Below are 17,708 nucleotides of genomic sequence, written 5' to 3' on the forward strand. Positions count from 1 at the left end.
CGCCCAAAGGTCGCTACAGTTGAGGACCATGAGCGCCCAAACCGACAACGTGCTGCGAATGGTGGAGCAGCAGGACATCGCCTTTATCCGCCTCTGGTTCACCGACATCTTCGGCTCGCTGAAAACCGTCATGATGTCGCCGACGGAGCTGGAAAGCGCCTTCGAGGAGGGCGTCGGCTTCGACGGCTCTTCCATCGAGGGGTTTTCCCGCGTCTCAGAGTCGGACACCCTGCTGCGGCCCGACCCGTCGACGTACCAGCCGCTGCCCTTCGACGAGGAGGCGGGCCTGCAAACCGCGCGCATGTTCTGCGACATCACCATGCCCGACGGCGACCCGCTCTACGCTGACCCGCGCCAGGTGCTGCGCCGCCAGATCACCAACGCCCGCGACATGGGCTTCGAGTTCGTGGCCAGCCCGGAAATCGAGTTCTACGTGGTCAAACCCGGACACGCGGACCAGCCGCCCACACCTGCGGACAAGGGCGGCTACTTCGACCAGGCAAAACGCAACGAGGCGCCGAAGCTGCGCCGCCAGGCCGTGTCTGCGCTGGAGTACATGGGCATTGTCACCGAGTTCTCCCACCACGAGGGCTCGCCGGGCCAGCAGGAGATCGACCTGCGCCACACCGATGCGCTGACCATGGCCGACAACATCGTCACGTTCCGCTACATCGTGAAGACGGTCGCGGAGATGAACGGCGTGCACGCCACGTTCATGCCTAAGCCGTTCAAAGACCTCGAGGGCTCGGCAATGCACACCCACTTCTCCCTGTTCGAGGGCGACACCAACGCATTCCACGACCCGGACGACGAAATCAGCTTGTCCAAAACCGGCCGGCAGTTCATCGCCGGCATCATCGAGCACGCGGGCGAAATCTCCGCGGTGACCAACCAGTGGGTCAACTCGTACAAGCGCCTGCAGTTCGGCTCCGAGGCACCCACCGCCGCCACCTGGGGTATCTCCAACCGGTCTGCCATGGTGCGCGTGCCCACCTACCGCCTGCACAAGGCGGATTCGCGCCGGGCGGAGGTGCGCTCGCTGGACTCGGCCTGCAATCCCTACCTGGCCTTTTCCGCGATACTCGCCGCGGGATTGAAGGGCATCGAGGAGGGCTACGAGCTGGACGAACCCGCCCGCGACGACGTGTTCGCCCTGACCCGCCGCGAGCGCCGCGCGATGGGGTATCGCGACCTGCCCAACTCGCTGGACCAGGCGCTGCGCCACATGGAGCGCTCCGAGTTCATGGCGGAGGTTTTGGGCGAGCAGGTCTTCGAGTTCTTCCTGCGCGCCAAGTGGGACGAGTGGCACGACTACACCGCCCAGATCACGACCTGGGAGATCGATACGGGGATTGACCTGTGATTTCACCCGCCAAGCTCGGGCTGACCAGCCCGCGCGCCGCCGAGGACATCGAGGAGCTTTCGCTTATCGACGAGGCTTCGCTCTACACCCTCGCCGGCGCAAGCGACCCGGACCTGGCGCTCAACAACGCCCACCGGCTCTTCGACGCATTAGGTGACGGCTGGGCGGAGCTGCTTGCGGCGCTGCGCGACAACCCGATCTTCCGCACCCGCATCTTCGCCCTGCTGGGCGGCTCCACCGCGCTGTCGGACCACCTGATCGCGCACCCGCAGCAGTGGCGGCTGCTGCTCGAGGACCTGCCCGATCAGGCTGAGCTCTACCGCACCATGCTCGCCGCCGTGGGGGTCGACGCTGACGGCCCGGGGTTGTATACGGCGGGGGAGGGCGACGTCAGCGCTGCTAAGCAAAAGCTCCGCGCCACCCACCGCGACCTGGTGATGCGCATCGCCGCCGCCGACCTCGCCGGCACGTTCGCCGCGGTGAAAGGCCACGGCGAGGGCGAATCCATGAGCTACAGCTACACCACCGAGCGGCTCACGTGGCTCGCGGACGCCGCGCTCACAGCCGCGCTCGCGGTGGCGGTGCGCGACGTCTACGGCGATGAGGAACCGGACGCGCAGCTCGCCGTGATCGCCATGGGTAAATGCGGCGCCGGCGAGCTGAACTACATCTCCGACGTCGACGTGGTGTTTGTGGCCGAGCCCGCCTCGCCCAAGATCACGCGCGTGGCCGCGGAAATGATGCGGATCGGCTCCGCGTGCTTTTTCGACGTGGACGCGAACCTGCGGCCGGAAGGCACCTCAGGCGCGCTGGTGCGCACGCTGGAATCGCACCAGGCGTACTACCGGAAATGGGCCGAGACCTGGGAGTTCCAGGCGCTGTTGAAGGCGCGGCCGCAGACCGGGACCATGGAGTTGGGGCGGGGTTATGCCGAGGCGATCGCGCCGCTGGTGTGGGAGGCCTCCCAGCGCGACTCCTTCGTCGAGGACGTCCAAGCCATGCGCCGGCGCGTTCTGGAAAACGTGCCGGCCGAGGTGCGTCGCCGCGAGCTCAAACTCGGCCCCGGCGGGCTCCGCGACGTCGAATTCGCCGTGCAGCTTTTGCAACTCGTGCACGGGCGCATCGACGACACGCTTCGCGCCCGCAACACCCTCGACGCCCTGTCCGCCCTGGCCGCCGCCGGCTACGTGGGGCGCGAGGACGCGCGCGTGCTCACCGAGGCCTACGAGTTCCTGCGCCTTTTGGAGCACCGGCTGCAGCTGCAGCGCTTCAAGCGCACCCACCAGCTGCCCGAGCCGGACGACGAGAAGCGCAACCGCTGGCTCGCCCGCGCCGCCGGGTTCACCGCCAACCACCGCGGCACCGCCCCGGACGCGATGTACCGCGAGCTCAAACGCGTGCGCCGCGACGTTGCCGACCTGCACGAGCGCCTCTTCTACCGCCCGCTGCTCGGCGCGGTGGCCGACATGACCGTCGGCGAGGCCACCCTCTCCGCCGACGCGGTCAAAGCCCAGCTGGCCGCACTCGGTTACCGCCACCCGGCGCGCGCCTTCGACCACCTCTCCGCGCTGGTCAAGGGCACCTCGCGCAAGGCCAAGCTGCAGGCGATCCTGCTGCCGAGCCTGATGCACTGGCTCGCGGACACCGCCGACCCCGGCCAGGGCTTGCTGAACTACCGCAAGCTTTCCGACGCCGCCGTCGACCGCAGCTGGTTTCTGCGCATGCTGCGCGACGAGGGCGTGGCGTCGCAACGCCTCATGCACATCCTGGGCACCTCGCCGTACGCCTCCGACCTCATTATCTCCGCGCCCGATGTGGTCAAACTCCTCGGCGACGGCTCCAACGGCCCCCGGCTGCTCGACGCGGCCCCCGACCAGGTGCACAAAGCCATCATCGCCTCCGCCAAGCGCCACCAGGCGGACCCCGACAAGGCCGTCGCCGTGGCGCGCTCGCTGCGCCGCGCGGAGCTCGCCCGCATCGCGAGCGCCGACCTGCTCGGCTACATGGAGCCGCGCCAGGTCTGCCTTGAGCTGACCTACGTGTGGGAGGCCGTCCTCGAGGCGGCACTTCGCGCCGAGGTGCACGCCGATCTCGCATCCTCGCCTCACGACGAGCCTCCCGCCCGCATCGCCGTCATCGGCATGGGCCGCCTCGGGGGCGCCGAACTCGGCTACGGCTCCGATGCCGACGTGATGATCGTCGCCGAACCGAGCGAGGCAGCCGATGAAGCGGACGCCATCGCCTGGGCGGCGAAGATCGTCGACCAGATGCGCGCGCGACTGTCCAAACCCTCCGGCGACCCGCCGCTCGAGGTGGATTTGGGCCTGCGCCCGGAGGGCCGCTCCGGCCCGGTGGTGCGCACCATCGCCAGCTACGAGCGCTACTACCGCGAATGGGGCGAAGTCTGGGAACGCCAGGCGCTGCTGCGCGCGGCCGTCGTCGCCGGCGACCGCGGAGTGGGCGACGCGTTTTTGGAGGCCATCGACGACTTCCGCTACCCAGCCGGCGGCGCAAAACCCGCCGACATCCGGGAAATCCGCCGCATCAAAGCCCGCGTGGACAACGAGCGCCTGCCCCGCGGCGCCGACCGCGCCACCCACACCAAGCTCGGCCGCGGCGCGCTCGCGGATGTCGAGTGGACCGTGCAGCTTTTGACCATGCAGCACGCCCACACCCACGAGGAACTGCGCACCCCCTCGACCCTGGACGCGCTGGACTTTCTGGCCGAGCTCGACGACCCGTCCGTCATCCGCTGCTCGCACGCCAAGGTGCTGCGCACCGCATGGCTGACCGCCACCCGCGCCCGCAACGCCATCGTGCTGGTCACCGGCAAGCGCACCGACCAGCTGCCCGCGCCGGGCCCGCAGCTCGCCCAGGTGGCGGGCTCCGCCGGCTACGACCCCGACGACCAGCAGGAGTTCCGGGAGGACTACCTGCGCATCACCCGCCACGCCCACAAAGTGGTGGAGGAGGCGTTCTGGGGTGAGGTGCCATCGCTCGAGTTCGATTAGGGCGGGGGAGGGGCGGCCCGGCCCGTTGCGCGGATCCAGCTATCAGGAGCCAGCTAAACGCCCCCAGGGGGCGAAAAAAGAGGTGCGACTAGCTGGATCCGCGGATGGGGGAGCGGAAAGAGCGGGCGCGGGCGCTCGCGAAGAGGGCGGGAGGCGGAGTGGCGTCGATAGGCAATATGCTCGAGCCCATGGCAGTGAACATGACCATCGACCTGAACAACGCCACCTTCGCAGACCTGGTTGCGCTGGTGGACGCCGCGCGCGTGGCCGGCGTTGACCCGAAGACCGCCCTGGAGCTCGACGCCGAGACGCTGAGCATCACCGTCGAGCCGACTACCCGCACGACCGCGCGCGAGCAGGTGCCCGAGAAGGAGCGCACCGTGCCCCCGCTTGGCGACGCCGCGATTCGCTCGGTGGTGGATATTTTGACCGGTCGACAGGAACCGCCCCGCCGGTAGGGGCTTCCGGATATACACATGAGCAGATCAGGTAGCCCGACCTCTGATTACGCGCGCGAAGCACTAAGCGCGGAGCTGGAGTACGTCGACGTGTTTGAAGCGGAAGCCGATGCGCTTCGGCGTGGCGAGCTTCCAACCATCTCCCTCGAGGAGCTAGAAAACGAGCTCGGATTGGCGGATTGAGTTCTCGCTCGGAGGGGAGGCTCGCCGCGGTTGTAAGTAAATCCCCGGATCAGGCCGGGCAGAGGCGCCCATGACGTAGACTTCGCGGGGTGGACTACATCTCAACTCGCGACGCATCGGCGCAGCCGCGCTCCTTCACCGACATCCTGCTCACAGGCTTAAGCCCCGACGGCGGCCTGTTCATGCCAGCGGTGTACCCGTCCATAAGCAATGAGCTCCTGGACCAGTGGCGCGAGCTTTTGCTTCACGACGGCTACGCTGCCCTCGCCGCCGAAGTACTGAAGCTCTACGTCGACGACATCCCGGAGGCGGACCTCGAGGCCATCGCGCGCCGGGCGTACCGCACCCCCGTCTTCGCCGACGCGGAGATCGTGCCGGTGACCCGCCTGAACGACACGCTGCACATCGGCCACCTGTCCGAGGGCCCGACTGCGGCGTTCAAGGACATGGCGATGCAGCTGCTCGGCGAGCTGTTCGAGTACGAGCTGGCACGCCGCGGCGAGGAGATCAACATCCTCGGCGCGACCTCGGGCGACACCGGTTCTTCCGCGGAGTACGCGATGCGCGGCCGCGACAACATCCGGGTGTTCATGCTTACCCCAGCCGGGCGCATGACCCCGTTCCAGCAGGCGCAGATGTTCGGCCTGGACGACCCGAACATCTTCAACATCGCCCTTGACGGCGTGTTCGACGACTGCCAGGACGTGGTCAAGGCCGTCAGTGCGGACGCGGTGTTCAAGTCGAAGTACTCCATCGGCGCGGTGAACTCCATCAACTTCGCGCGCCTGCTCGCGCAGGTGGTGTACTACATCGCGACCTACCTCAAGGTCACCGAGACCAACGACGAGCGCGTTTCCTTCTGCGTGCCCACCGGCAACTTCGGCAACGTGTGCGCGGGCCACATCGCGAAGCAGATGGGCCTGCCCATCGACCGCCTCATCGTGGCCACCAACGAAAACGACGTGCTCCACGACTTCTTCGCGAATGGTGAGTACCGCCCCCGTTCCGCCGCGGAGACCCACGCGACGTCGTCGCCGTCCATGGACATCTCGAAGGCGTCCAACTTTGAGCGGATGCTTTTCGACGCCACGTTGCGCGACTCCGACCGCACCTCCGAGCTATTCGGCAACAGGGTGAAAAACGGTGGCTTCGCTGCCTCCGACCTGGGTGGGGAAGAGGTGATGGAGCGCATCCGCGGCGAGTTCGGCTTCGCCTCCGGAACCTCCACCCACGCCGACCGCGTAGCCACCATCAAGCGCGTGCACGACGAGTTCGGTGTGCTGGTGGACCCGCACACCGCCGACGGTATCCACGTGGCCGAGCAGCTTTCCGGCGAGGTGGATACCCCGATCGTGGTGCTGGAAACGGCGCTGCCGGTGAAGTTCGCCGACACGATCGCCGAGGCGATTGGGAAGGCCCCGGAGGTGCCGGAGCGGTTCGCGGGCATCATGGACGCCGAGCGCCACGTGACCGACCTGCCCAACGACGCTGAGGCCGTGAAGGCGTTTATCGCCGACGCCATCGAGGGCACTAACGTCTAGGGCACACCAAGGAAGGAGTGCGCGCACATGGCACAGGAGCAGTTCGCAGGCCCGGAGCACTACACCGACTTCGACCCGGAGAAGTTCATCCGGGACATGAAGATCATGGCCGAAGAAAAGGAACAGGACAGCGAGTCCGGCGACGAGGGCTCGGCGGTTGACGCCTCCGAGTAACCAGCAGCCGAGCCGGGAAAGTGCAGCCAAGCGCTACCAGCCCGAGCAGGGACAGCAGTGGCGCTTCCCAGACATGCCGGGTGAGCAGCAGCAGTACCCGCAGCAGCCGCTGAAGTTCCCTGAAATGCCGGCTCAGCCCGCGCGCCGCAGCGGTCTGCAAACGGGCGGGTGGATCACGGTGATCGTCGCCACGGCGATGATCGTGGGCATCGTGGTGTGGCTGGGCCTGAACGCGTCGAAGGTCCCCACCGGCACGGTGGAGGAGCGCGAGGCGCTGTCCGAGGTGCAAACGCCTGACGACGCCGCTCCCGCGCCGGAGAGCGAAAACAACGTGCTGGTGCCCGCGTTCGCCCCGTGGGCGCCGGGCACGAAGATCCAGACCACGGACCACCGCCCGGCACCCGGGGAGCACTTCACGGCGCAGTCGTGCACCGCGGCGTTCTCGTTCACCGGCAAGGACGGCCGCGCCTACGCGGTGACCGCCGGCCACTGCGGCCGCGAGGGCGACCTGGTGTGGCCCACCAACGCCTCCACGGCCTTCGACTACGCCTCCGAGGTCGGCCACTTCATCTTCTCCGGGCTGTACTCCCAGCACACCCCGGAAACAGAGGGCGCGGACGTCGGCATCATCGAGATCACGGACCCGGACCGGTTCATGGACGTGGTCGGGGCGCCGATTCCGACTGGGATCGGGGAGGGCCTTGGGCCCGTCGATAGGCTATGCAAAACCGGGGCGACCACCGGCTACACCTGCGGCACCTTCGAGGCCACCGAGCGGGTGCAGATAGTCAACCTCGACCCCGGCGTGGAGGACGAAACCTTCGGCGACATCGCCGCCGTGTGCGCCGCCTCGGGCGACTCGGGCGGGCCGGTGTTCGCCGATGTCAACGGCCGCGCCACCGTCATCGGCGTCGTCTCCGGCACGGAAGCCGGCCGCGCGGGGGAGGAGTGCTACGAGGGGATGGAGGACCCGCACCTGATGAGCTACTCCAACGTCAAACAGGTCATGGCCGTGATCCGCCACGCGGTGCCGGACGCGGAGTTTATTCCCCGGCGTTGGTGACCGGGTTGGCAAGCAGCGGCCAGCGCTTGAGGCGCTCGCCGGTTTCCTTGTCGTTGTCCACCACTACGACTTCGTCGTCGGTGTAGCCGTTGAACGTCACGCGGTCGATCTCGTCGGGGCGCTCCACGTCGAGCCAGCGCTCGGACAACGCGTCGGCGTCGTCCACATCCATCCAGTTCAGGGTGATCACGCGGAAGTGGTTGTGCGACGCGTAATCAATAAACGACACCGAATCGGCGCCCTCAGCCACGCCGAAATCGATGTACTGGGCGAGGGTTTCCGGAGGGAGCGTCGAGAAGCAAAAGCCCCAGAAGTTGAAGCGCATCCCGCTTTTCGACGTCAACGTCACCGTATCCAAACAATTCTGCTCCAAAAGACGCGACAGGTGGCCCGCGATCTCGGTGGTGTCGTCGAGGGCACCGTCCACGACGTCGCCGCGCATCATCGCGCCCGTGTTCGTCTCGCCCACGCGCACATTCTCGATCAGGTGGGGGCGGATGCTCGCCGCGACGTTGCCCGGATCCGCCGGCGCTGGGTTGAACGGGCGCACCGGCTGCGGCAGCTCCGCGTCCGCCGGGGTGCTCGCGGTGGTGCGGCTGGCCGCCATCGCCGCGCCGAAAATCACTAGGATGACCAGCGCGCCGTACGCCGTGACGAACAGGGGAGCGGGGACGCGTCTGACCCAGGGCTGCGTGTCGGAAACGGCGGTGCTCATAACTTCAGGGATTGTACACTTGCCACCATGCCTATCCCGGAGTTCATCGTGGAAACCCGCAAGAAGATCGGCACTGACCTGATGTGGGTGCCGGCCGTGTGCGCCGTCGTGCTTCGCGACGCCACCGTTGCCTCCCCGTGGGCCGTCCCCGAAGTGCTGCTGGTGCGCCGCGCCGACAACGGCGAGTGGACGACTGTGACCGGCATCGCGGACCCGGGCGAGGAGCCGCACGTCGCGGCGGTGCGGGAGGTGCTGGAGGAAACCGGCGTGCGGGTCACCGCCGCGGCGCTTTTGGGCGTCGGCGCGCACGGCCCCGTCACCCACGCGAACGGGGATAAGGCCAGCTACATGACGGTGCAATTGCGCTGCGAGCCGCTGGACCCCACCGTCGAACCCGTGGTCGGCGACGACGAGAACACCGAGGCCGGCTGGTTCCCCATCTCCCAGATGCCGGTGCGCGACCCGAAGTGGCGCCTGGCCATCGCCGACGCCGCCTCGCAGCGCCGCCACCCGGGCAGTTTCGCGCCGCGCATGGGGCTGACCAAGCGGTGAGGCTCGGAGTCGACGTCTCGGAGCACCAGGCCGGGCTCGACATCTCCCGCTTCGACTTCGTCATCGCCCGCACCACCGACGGCACGTACCAGGACGCCGCGTTTTCGTCGTTCGCCCCGTTCGCGACCGCCGCGTACCACTTCCTGCGCGCCCCGTCCGAAGGCACGTCCGTCGCCTCGCAAGTCGCCGCCTCGCTCGAGGTCCTAGGGGATCGCCGCCTGCCTCTGTGGCTCGACGTCGAGTCCCCCGCGGGGCTTTCGCTTCTCGACGTCCACTCCGCCCACCACGCCTTCACCTCCGCAGGCGTCGAAGTAGCCGGGGTCTACACGAACGCCTGGTACTGGCGGCGGCACATGCTGTTTGCTTCTGTGTCGGAGTTCGGCGCGCTGTGGCTGGCGCAGTGGGGTTCGAATCCCGTCGTCGACGTTTCAGCGCCTTTGGACGTGGGCGACTGGCCGCGCCCTGTCGGCTTCCCGACGCCCACAGTGTGGCAGTTCACTTCGCGCGGCCGCGTCGACGGGATGGACGTAGATCTAAATTTGGCTCGGTGACCTGCGCTTTGTGAATTTCTCAGGTTAAGTTATCCACAATTCGCCGCGGGTCTGGTGTTGGGGGTTGCGCTGTTTTAGCTTCTGGGCCATGAACTTCACCGACTTTGTTTCCGCAGGCGTAGCCGTGCTCGCCGACTTCGACCGCGACGTAGCGATGGCCGCCGGGCTGTCCACCGGGCGGGTGCGCGACCTAGCACGGGTGCACCACGCGTATTACGGGCCCACCCAGTTCACCCGCAAACAACGCGAAGCTTTAGCCGCCGCCGAGGGCTTACCGGTCGACCAGCTCGTGCACATCGAGAAAAAGCTCCTGCACGTCGAAGGCGCCGCGGAGCGCTGGCGCATTAGGTTGGATTTGGTGCGCCACCGCGGCTCCTACAGGGCCCTGACCAAGCGCATCAAACGCCTGATCAAACAACCCGTCAAACCCACCCCACCCTCGTGCAGGTTTTCCCGCTCGAAGGCGGGCATGCGCACCATGATCCTCACCTACAACGAGCGCGACCTCGCCGACCTAGAACACTTGCTGCGACAACTCATCGACGCAGACGACCCAGCCGCCGCCCAAATGGCCCACACCCTTATCGGGATCCTGCGCGATGGCAAAGGCATACCGAAGGCGAACTTCCGGCCGATCATCCTGGTGCCGATCGCCGACTGGGCCCGCATCCAATCCGGCCACGCAGACGAAGTCACCCTGATTTGCACCGACGGCACCACCATGACCGGTGCCGAATACATGCAGCACGAATTCGGCGACATCCTCGAAGTCGCCGCGTTCCACCCACAAGAAGGACCCGTCAACCTCTACTACGCCGAGCGCTGCGCCAACCCCAAACAAAAGACCATGTCGAAACTGCTCTGCCCGGCCTGTGCGTTTCCCGACTGCAAACACTCCGCGGAGACCACCCAGACCCACCACATCAACGCCTGGCGCTACGGGGGAATGACCAACATGGACAACCTCGCCGAACTCTGCCCCTTCCACAACGGGGTCAACGCCGACAACCGGCAAGGCCCGTTCGGCTACATCGACAACCCGAACGCCCGGATCCACTGGGTCGCCCCCAACGGCACAAGCGTCCCCATGACCACCCCAGGCGCGATGGAGCTGCTCTTCGACTAACCACACACACCGACAACCCGCCCCACCGGGCGGGCACATCGGCATGCCGCGTTTACCTGCGGCCCTCGAGTACCCAGCTGATGAATCGGCCGGAGCACAGCGACCAGTGCACGATGAGTAGCAGCGGGATGGTCAACGCGACGACGTCAAGCCAGTGCGAGCCATTGACCAACGCCACCTGGTGCCCGCCCATGCTCACAGTGCCCGGCGGGAAGGTACACGACCACCAGGCAGGCGAGTACTCCACCCAGCGCGCGACGTTGGGGTAGAAGTTGAACATCGCCCAAATAGCCAAGGGGATGGCAAGCACCAGTGCGACGTAGCCGTAGTAGATCGACACCTTACCCGGGTAGAGGATCTGCATCGCCGTGGTGGACTGGCCGACCACGCCCAGCGGCACCCACGCCGTCGCCGACAGCGGCCCCGAAAGGTCCACCTTGCCGTGCCACGCCGCCCAGTACACGCGGGCGAAGGTCGGCACCGCGGTGAACAGCGACATCAGGAAGAACACGGTACCCAGCACGTGGTAGAACTGCCCGTAGTCGCGGGCGAGCCAGCCGGCCACCGACGCGGAAATCATCGGGCCGACCAACGGCAGGCCCCAGGTGAACTTCGGCGCGCCCTCGAAGCGGCTGAGCTGGATAGCCCAGGTGATGACGGTGACGGGGGCGCCGACCCAGAAGCCGATGAGGCGGTAGACGCCCTCGTCGGTAAGCCCAGAAAGCGCGGCACCCAGTGCGAGGATGCCGATGAAGAACATCGACCATTCCGCCATCGTGGTGCGCTCGAAGCTGGGGTGGCGGTAGCGCGCGAACCCGTACACGAGCACGACGAGGATGAAGCACGCAATCGCGGCGAAGACGGCGGAGAAGAACTGGTGGTCCATCTCCACGAGGAGTCGCGACACGATTGAGGTGCCCATGAGGCTGCCGCCCCACGCGGGGCCGGGCGGTGGCAGTTGGCGGAACTTGTCAGTCACTCAGCGCATGGTAATCCCTTTTGGGCAAAGGTGCTTGTCCGGCCCACCGGGCGGGGCCCGTTGCACCGAAACGGGCCCGGCAACGCAAAACCCGACCTGCGGTTTTGCACCGCTTTGGTCGGGTTCTGGTTGGGCAGGTCACTGTTGGACCGCGGTGTGGCTCTCACCCACGTTCGCCCCGAACAGCGAGCCGATGGCGAACGTCGCCGCCAGCGCGATGGTGCCGCCGACCATGATGCGGGCCACCGAGCGGGCGACCGGGGCCTCGCCGAGTTTCGCGGACAGCGCGCCCGTCAACGCGAGCGCCACCAGGGTAAGCACGAAAATGGCGGCGATGCGCCAGGATGCGGGGGCGAGCAGCGCCGTCGCAAAGGGCAATGCGGCGCCGAGCAAGAATGACAGGAACGACGCAATGGCTGCGGACCACGGGTTGACCTGCATCTCTTCGGACATGCCCATGGCGCGCTCGGAGTCGCGCTGCGAGGACACCGAGACGTATTCGCCCAGCGCCATCGCAACCGCGCCACCGATCACGGCGGCCAGGCCGGACATCGCGATCGTGGTCTGGTCGGACGTCGCGCCCGCCACGCCGACGACCACGGCGGCGGTGGAGACGATGCCGTCGTTCGCCCCGAGCACCGCGGCGCGCAGGCGGTTCAGCCGCTCGCCGGTGCCGGGCTCATGCCTATCGACGCCACCTTCCGCCGTACCCGGGCAATCAGCCGGGCAGTCGGGGTGGGGGCGGTTCATCAGATCAGTCATGACCCAATCGTCGCCCGGCCCGGTCACCCCCGCAAGGAAGTTCGGGCTGCCTTACTGCAGGTCAGGCTATGCAAACCTAGCAGTCGAAGTACATCTCGAACTCCTGCGGGGTGGGACGCAGGCGCACCGGGGTGATCTCGTTGTCGTACTTGAGCTTGATGTAGGTCTCGATGAGGTCCTCGGTGAACACGTCGCCTTCGGTGAGGAAGTCGTGGTCCTCCTCCAGGGCCTTCAGCGCCGCCTCGAGCGAGGTCGGTGCCTGCGGGATGTCCTTGGCTTCCTCAGGCGGCAGCTCGTAGAGGTCCTTGTCCACCGGGGCGTGCGGCTCGATGCGGTTCTTGATGCCGTCGATGCCCGCCATGAGCATCGCCGCGAAACCGAGGTAGGGGTTGCCCGACGGGTCCGGCGCACGGAACTCGATGCGCTTGGCCTTCGGGTTCGCGCCGGTGATCGGGATGCGGATCGCGGCGGAGCGGTTGCGCTGCGAATACACCAGGTTGATCGGCGCCTCGAAGCCCGGCACGAGGCGGTGATACGAGTTCAGCGTCGGGTTGGTAAACGCCAGCACCGCGCCGGCGTGTTCGAGCAGGCCGCCGATGTACCAGCGGGCGATGTCGGACAGGCCGCCGTAGCCGGACTCGTCGTAGAACAGCGGCTCGCCGTCCTTCCACAGCGACTGGTGGGCGTGCATGCCGGAGCCGTTGTCGCCGGCGAGCGGCTTGGGCATGAACGTCACGGTCTTGTCGTACAGCGTGGCGGTGTTTTTGATGATGTACTTGAAGTCCTGCAGGTCGTCCGCCGCGTGCAGCAGGGTGTTGAAGCGGTAGTTGATCTCCTGCTGGCCGCCGTTGCCCACCTCGCGGTGGAAGCGCTCGATGTCGAAGCCGGCGTCGGCGAGGTTGCGCACCATCGCGTCGCGCACCTCGACCGTCTTGTCGTGCGGGGCGACGGGGAAGTAGCCGCCCTTCCAGCGGTTCTTGTAGCCCAAGTTCGGCGAGCCGTCGGCTTCGACTTCGTTGCCGCGGTTCCACCAACCTTCCTCGGCGTCGATTTCGTAGAACGCGGAGTGTCCCTCCACCTCGTAGCGGATGGAGTCGAACAGGTAGAACTCGGCCTCTGCGCCGATGGAGCAGGTGTCGGCGATGCCGGTGGAACGCAGGTACTCTTCGGCCTTCTTGGCCACGTTGCGCGGGTCGCGGGAGAACGGCTCGTGGGTGAACGGGTCGTTGACGAAGAACTTCACGTTCAGGGTCTTCGAGCCGCGGAACTGGTCCAGTTTCGCGGTGGCGAGGTCCGGCATGAGCGTCATGTCGGATTCTTCGATGGTGGTGAAGCCGCGGATGGAGGAGCCGTCGAAGGCGAGGCCTTCTTCCATCACGTCTTCGTCGAACATCGAGGCTGGGATGGAGAAGTGGTGTTCGATGCCGGGCACGTCGGTGAAGCGTACGTCGATGAATTCCACCTCCTCGTCGGCGATGAATTTCTTGACGTCTTCGATGTTGTCGAAGGACACGGGCGGTACTCCTCGTTGTGTGTCGGACATAAGCGGTTTCAAGTCTACGCGGACCTCACGCTACGCTTCAGGGGCATGGCTGCTTCTCGACGACAAACCTGGCACGACGGCCCCGAAATCCCCAACCAATTCTCCGGCGATGACGCCCTGCCGGAGTACCCGGGGCAGTTTTTAGGCATGCCGAAGGAGGGGCAGGGCTCGCAGGCGTCGGTGCTGCGCCGCATGGGCGGGGTGTTTATTGACTGGGCGTTGTGTGCAGTGGCGGCGTCGCTGATCACAGCGAACACGTCGGCGCTGGGGGACCGCTACACGGCGACGTACCTGCTTTGGATCGTCCTCGGCATCGTGTGCGGCTGGTTGTTCTCCCGCACCCCGGGCATGGCGGTGCTGGGCATGGGCGTGGCGCGCGTGGACAAGGAGGCCCCGGTGGGGCTGTGGCGCGCGGCGGTGCGCACGATTCTGACGGGTTTTGTGCTGCCGGCGGCGCTTGTGGACGCCGACGGGCGCGGCATGCACGACCGCGCGACCACCACAACGGTCATCCGCACTTAGTTGTTAATGGGGCGTTCCTCGCCGACGAGTTCGTGGCCGAAGTCGATGTAGCGGAAAAACGCCCAGTTCGGGTCGGTGAGCATGCGCGCCACGGCGAGTCCGCCGGCGATGAACAGCACCACGAACGACACTTCGGTGAATTTCGATAGCGCGTTGAGGATGTCGCCCTCGGCGAAGTTGTGCACCGCGGCGTAGATGACGGGGCCGGGGATCATCACCACGGCGGCCGGGATGGTCACAGTGGTGCGCGGCACCTTCGCCACCCGGCCCAGCAACCCGCCGGCGACGCCGATGATCAGCGCCGCGACGAATGCGGCCAGATACGAGCGCACCCCGTCCGCGAGAAGCGTAAGCCTCGCGACGTTAGCGGCCATCCCGAGGGCGGCGGCGATGAGCGCCATGCGTCTCGACGAGTTGAACAGCAACGCGAAGCAGCCCACACTGACGAAGCTGGCCAGCGCTCCGGCGACCAAGAACTCCGCCGACTTCGGCACCGCCGCCGACTGCAGCTCCGGAGTGCCGGAGAGCATCGCCACAACGGAGACGGTCAGCATGATCACCACGATGATCTCGAGGGCGAAAAACAGCCTCGGGATCCCGGCGGTGAAGTCGAAGCGCGCCAGGTCCACAAACGAGGTGAACAGGGGGAAGCTGGGGATCAAAAACAGCACGGCGGCGATGAAGCCGGGGGAGACCACGCCGTCAAACGGCAGCACCCGATCAAGCAGCAAGAACGCCGACGAGGCGACAAACGATGCCGCCATCGTGATGCCGATCAGGTTGAAGTGCGCCTTGTGCAAAAACGCCCGCACGAGCTGGCCCAGCATCGCCGCCAGGCACACGAGCGCGGCGGTGGCGAGCCCGAACTGGTTTAGCACTGCGAATCCGGCGCAGGCGAGTCCGGCGGCGAGCGTCGATAGGCGAAAGCCCCAGCGTGGGGAGGGGATGCGTTCGATCTCATCCAATACCGCGTTGATGACCTCGGGGGTGCGGTAGCTCTGCAGCAGCGAGTGCGCGGCGGTTTCCAGCGCCTCGATGCGCGAGGCGTTGACACCCGGCAGCGGCACGTCGGACACTGCGGTGCGGAACTGCTGGCCGCGGTGGAACGTGCAGCTGATCGTGTTGAAGCCGACGATGACATCCGCGTCGTCGAAGCCCACCGAGCGGGCGCAGCGCTTCACGGCGCGGATCACGCGGTAGCCGGACGCGCCGGCAGACAACAGCAAAACGCCGAAGCGAAGACAGGTGTTCGCTTCGGCGTCCATGCCGGGGTTGTGCTCGATCACTTGCCGCCCTTGCGCTCCTGCATGCGGCGCATCTTGCGGTTCATGCCCGCCATGTTCTGCGCCTGCTTTGGCAGCGGGCCGCCCGGCAGGCCGGCGGCCTGGGCGCCGCGGCCACGGGAATCCATCGCGTCAAGCTTCGCGGCGAGGCTGTACACCTCGTCTTTCTTGTAGTTCTTCGGCAGCTTAAGCAGGTGCTTCTGCAGGTCGCGGTTGCGCACCTGGCCCTCGCCCTCGCCGGCGTACACCTCGTAGATGGGCACGCCCGCCAGCAGACGGTCCACGCGCTTGTGCTCCTTGGCCATCAGGGACTTCAGGCGGTTCGGGTTGCCCTCACCGACCAGCACAACGCCTGGGTTGCCCACCACGCGGTGGACGGTGTCCATGTGGGTGTTGGCCTGCACGCCGGTTTTGGTCTGCCACACGATGCCCATCGTGTTGCGCATGTTCTCCAGCGTCCAGCCTGCGGCGCCGGGGGTGTCGCCGACCTCGTCGTACATGGACTTTTCCAGGCGGCGGGAGAAGATGAACATCGCCAGCACGGCACCGAGGATCAGGCCCATGATCAGCCAGAACCACTTCGCGCCCCACCACAGGCCGAGGAGGAAGAACAGCAGCCCGCCGCCCAGCACGCAGGCGAGCATGATGGGGATCAGCGCCTTGTCACGCTTGCGCTGCAGGTCAAACGCCTGCTTGAGCTGCGAGCGGGTTGCTTTGCCCTTGGCGCGCTTCGCGGCGCGCTGTTCTTTCTTGGCGGCTTTCGCCGCTTCCTTGTCCTGCGTCTTAGCCATGGACATAACTGTATGCCACAGCTAAGACGCGGGCCAAAGACCCTAGCGGGTCTCCACTGGGTGGTCGGCGGATGCGCCGTACTTCTGCAGCAGGGTGGAGGCTTCCTGGGCGGTATCGCCTTGCGACGTCTCCGCCAAGTGCTTCAGATTCTCCGGCAGCTCGAGGCCGCGGTGGGCCATCGCCTCGACGTAGAGCTTGCCGGCGCGGTAGGAGGAGCGCACCAGCGGGCCGGACATGACCGCGCCGAAGCCCATTTCGTAGGCGGCGTCGCGGTACTCGATGAACTCTTCCGGCTTCACCCAGCGGTCGATCGGGTGGTAGGTCGGGCCGGGGCGCAGGTACTGGGTAATCGTGATGATGTCGCAGCCAGCGTCCACCAGGTCGCCCAATGCCTCGAGGACTTCCTCGCGGGTTTCGCCCATGCCGAGGATCAGGTTGGACTTGGTAATCAGCCCGAAGTCGCGGGCCTGGCGGATCACGTCGAGGGAGCGCTCGTAGCGGAACGCCGGGCGGATGCGGCGGAAGATGCGCGGGACGGTCTCCACGTTGTGTGCGAAGACCTCGGGGCGGGCCTCGAAGACCTCCTGGAGCAGGTCCGGCTTGCCGGAGAAGTCCGGGGTGAGGTTTTCCACGCCGGTGTGCGGGTTGAGCTCGTGGATCTTGCGCACGACCTCGGCGTAGAGCCAGGCGCCCTCGTCGTCCAGGTCGTCGCGGGTGACACCGGTGATGGTGGAGTAGTTCAGCTTGAGGTTCTGCACCTCTTCTGCCACGCGGCGCGGCTCGTCGCGGTCCAGTGGATCCGGGCGGCCGGAGGCGATGTCGCAGAAGTCGCAGCGGCGCGAGCAGCGGGATCCGCCGATGAGGAAGGTCGCCTCGCGCGACTCCCAGCACTCGTGGATGTTGGGGCAGCCCGCCTCTTGGCACACGGTGTGCAGGCCCGCGCCCTTGACCTTTTGCTTCATGTCCTCGTATTCGGGACCGGTCTTGACGGAGTTGCGGATCCACCGCGGCTTCTTCTCAATCGGTGTTTCGGAGTTGCGCGCCTCAACGCGCAAAAGCTTGCGGCCTTCTGGTGCTACAGTCACGCTTC

18 protein-coding genes are annotated in these 17,708 nt (G+C 66.7%); 11 read left to right on the plus strand and 7 right to left on the minus strand.

From position 1 onward, the window contains the following. Nucleotides 1-28: 28 nt before the first annotated feature. The 7 genes from QP996_RS00395 to QP996_RS00425 all read left to right on the plus strand — a co-directional run bounded on the left by QP996_RS00395 (nucleotide 29) and on the right by QP996_RS00425 (nucleotide 7,793). Nucleotides 29-1,363 carry a glutamine synthetase family protein gene (locus QP996_RS00395; RefSeq protein WP_284870637.1) on the plus strand — a complete coding sequence of 445 codons (1,335 nt, stop codon included), beginning with the start codon at nucleotides 29-31 and terminating at the stop codon, nucleotides 1,361-1,363. Further along, the gene (locus tag QP996_RS00400) at nucleotides 1,360-4,374 is read left to right on the plus strand and encodes a bifunctional [glutamine synthetase] adenylyltransferase/[glutamine synthetase]-adenylyl-L-tyrosine phosphorylase (protein ID WP_284870638.1); all 3,015 of its coding nucleotides are present in this window, start codon (nucleotides 1,360-1,362) and stop codon (nucleotides 4,372-4,374) included. The genes QP996_RS00395 and QP996_RS00400 overlap by 4 nt, the downstream gene beginning before the upstream one ends. 188 nt (nucleotides 4,375-4,562) lie before the next feature. Beyond that, complete coding sequence (locus tag QP996_RS00405; RefSeq protein ID WP_284870639.1) at nucleotides 4,563-4,832, plus strand: Cgl2226 family protein; 270 nt, start codon at nucleotides 4,563-4,565, stop codon at nucleotides 4,830-4,832. A gap of 18 nt (nucleotides 4,833-4,850) precedes the next feature. Continuing rightward, a complete protein-coding gene (locus QP996_RS00410) occupies nucleotides 4,851-5,015 on the plus strand; it encodes a hypothetical protein (RefSeq protein WP_284870640.1) in 165 nt (54 codons plus the stop codon). 89 nt (nucleotides 5,016-5,104) lie between these two features. Next, nucleotides 5,105-6,556: a threonine synthase gene (thrC, locus tag QP996_RS00415; RefSeq protein ID WP_284870641.1), complete on the plus strand. Its 1,452-nt coding sequence runs from the start codon at nucleotides 5,105-5,107 to the stop codon at nucleotides 6,554-6,556. 27 nt (nucleotides 6,557-6,583) lie between these two features. Next, nucleotides 6,584-6,730 (plus strand): hypothetical protein, encoded by a 147-nt coding sequence (locus QP996_RS00420; protein ID WP_284870642.1) that lies wholly within the window; start codon nucleotides 6,584-6,586, stop codon nucleotides 6,728-6,730. Further along, a complete protein-coding gene (locus QP996_RS00425) occupies nucleotides 6,714-7,793 on the plus strand; it encodes a S1 family peptidase (RefSeq protein WP_284870643.1) in 1,080 nt (359 codons plus the stop codon). Before QP996_RS00420 ends, QP996_RS00425 begins: the two co-directional genes overlap by 17 nt. On the opposite strand, the gene QP996_RS00430 is transcribed toward QP996_RS00425, so the two are convergent. After that, complete coding sequence (locus tag QP996_RS00430) at nucleotides 7,774-8,508, minus strand: hypothetical protein (RefSeq protein WP_284870644.1); 735 nt, start codon at nucleotides 8,506-8,508, stop codon at nucleotides 7,774-7,776. The genes QP996_RS00425 and QP996_RS00430 overlap by 20 nt on opposite strands. 27 nt (nucleotides 8,509-8,535) lie before the next feature. Between QP996_RS00430 and QP996_RS00435 the strand changes: the two genes are divergently transcribed. The 3 genes from QP996_RS00435 to QP996_RS00445 all read left to right on the plus strand — a co-directional run bounded on the left by QP996_RS00435 (nucleotide 8,536) and on the right by QP996_RS00445 (nucleotide 10,737). Next, on the plus strand, nucleotides 8,536-9,060 hold the full coding sequence (locus QP996_RS00435) for an NUDIX hydrolase (RefSeq protein ID WP_284870645.1): 525 nt from the start codon (nucleotides 8,536-8,538) through the stop codon (nucleotides 9,058-9,060). Then, nucleotides 9,057-9,611 (plus strand): glycoside hydrolase family 25 protein, encoded by a 555-nt coding sequence (locus QP996_RS00440; RefSeq protein ID WP_284870646.1) that lies wholly within the window; start codon nucleotides 9,057-9,059, stop codon nucleotides 9,609-9,611. Before QP996_RS00435 ends, QP996_RS00440 begins: the two co-directional genes overlap by 4 nt. Nucleotides 9,612-9,699: 88 nt before the next feature. After that, on the plus strand, nucleotides 9,700-10,737 hold the full coding sequence (locus tag QP996_RS00445) for an HNH endonuclease signature motif containing protein (RefSeq protein WP_284870647.1): 1,038 nt from the start codon (nucleotides 9,700-9,702) through the stop codon (nucleotides 10,735-10,737). Nucleotides 10,738-10,789: 52 nt separating this feature from the next. On the opposite strand, the gene QP996_RS00450 is transcribed toward QP996_RS00445, so the two are convergent. From QP996_RS00450 to glnA, 3 genes are all read right to left on the minus strand, one after another. Next, on the minus strand, nucleotides 10,790-11,716 hold the full coding sequence (locus QP996_RS00450) for a TDT family transporter (RefSeq protein WP_284870648.1): 927 nt from the start codon (nucleotides 11,714-11,716) through the stop codon (nucleotides 10,790-10,792). Nucleotides 11,717-11,854: 138 nt separating this feature from the next. Next, on the minus strand, nucleotides 11,855-12,478 hold the full coding sequence (locus QP996_RS00455; protein ID WP_284870649.1) for a VIT1/CCC1 transporter family protein: 624 nt from the start codon (nucleotides 12,476-12,478) through the stop codon (nucleotides 11,855-11,857). A gap of 76 nt (nucleotides 12,479-12,554) precedes the next feature. Beyond that, entirely contained in the window at nucleotides 12,555-14,021 is a 1,467-nt protein-coding gene (glnA, locus tag QP996_RS00460; RefSeq protein ID WP_502870085.1) for a type I glutamate--ammonia ligase, read from the minus strand. 45 nt (nucleotides 14,022-14,066) lie between these two features. Between glnA and QP996_RS00465 the strand changes: the two genes are divergently transcribed. Next, nucleotides 14,067-14,543 carry an RDD family protein gene (locus tag QP996_RS00465; RefSeq protein ID WP_284870651.1) on the plus strand — a complete coding sequence of 159 codons (477 nt, stop codon included), beginning with the start codon at nucleotides 14,067-14,069 and terminating at the stop codon, nucleotides 14,541-14,543. On the opposite strand, the gene QP996_RS00470 is transcribed toward QP996_RS00465, so the two are convergent. From QP996_RS00470 to lipA, 3 genes are read right to left on the minus strand one after another with little or no spacing between them, the layout of a single operon-like run. After that, nucleotides 14,540-15,829: a threonine/serine exporter family protein gene (locus tag QP996_RS00470; RefSeq protein ID WP_284870652.1), complete on the minus strand. Its 1,290-nt coding sequence runs from the start codon at nucleotides 15,827-15,829 to the stop codon at nucleotides 14,540-14,542. The genes QP996_RS00465 and QP996_RS00470 overlap by 4 nt on opposite strands. Beyond that, a complete protein-coding gene (locus QP996_RS00475; RefSeq protein ID WP_284870653.1) occupies nucleotides 15,826-16,617 on the minus strand; it encodes a DUF4191 domain-containing protein in 792 nt (263 codons plus the stop codon). Before QP996_RS00475 ends, QP996_RS00470 begins: the two co-directional genes overlap by 4 nt. A 42-nt stretch (nucleotides 16,618-16,659) precedes the next feature. Beyond that, nucleotides 16,660-17,703 carry a lipoyl synthase gene (gene lipA / locus QP996_RS00480; RefSeq protein ID WP_284870654.1) on the minus strand — a complete coding sequence of 348 codons (1,044 nt, stop codon included), beginning with the start codon at nucleotides 17,701-17,703 and terminating at the stop codon, nucleotides 16,660-16,662. Nucleotides 17,704-17,708 lie beyond the last annotated feature (5 nt).

Source organism: Corynebacterium sp. MSK008, from assembly GCF_030232585.1.
Lineage (GTDB): Bacteria > Actinomycetota > Actinomycetes > Mycobacteriales > Mycobacteriaceae > Corynebacterium.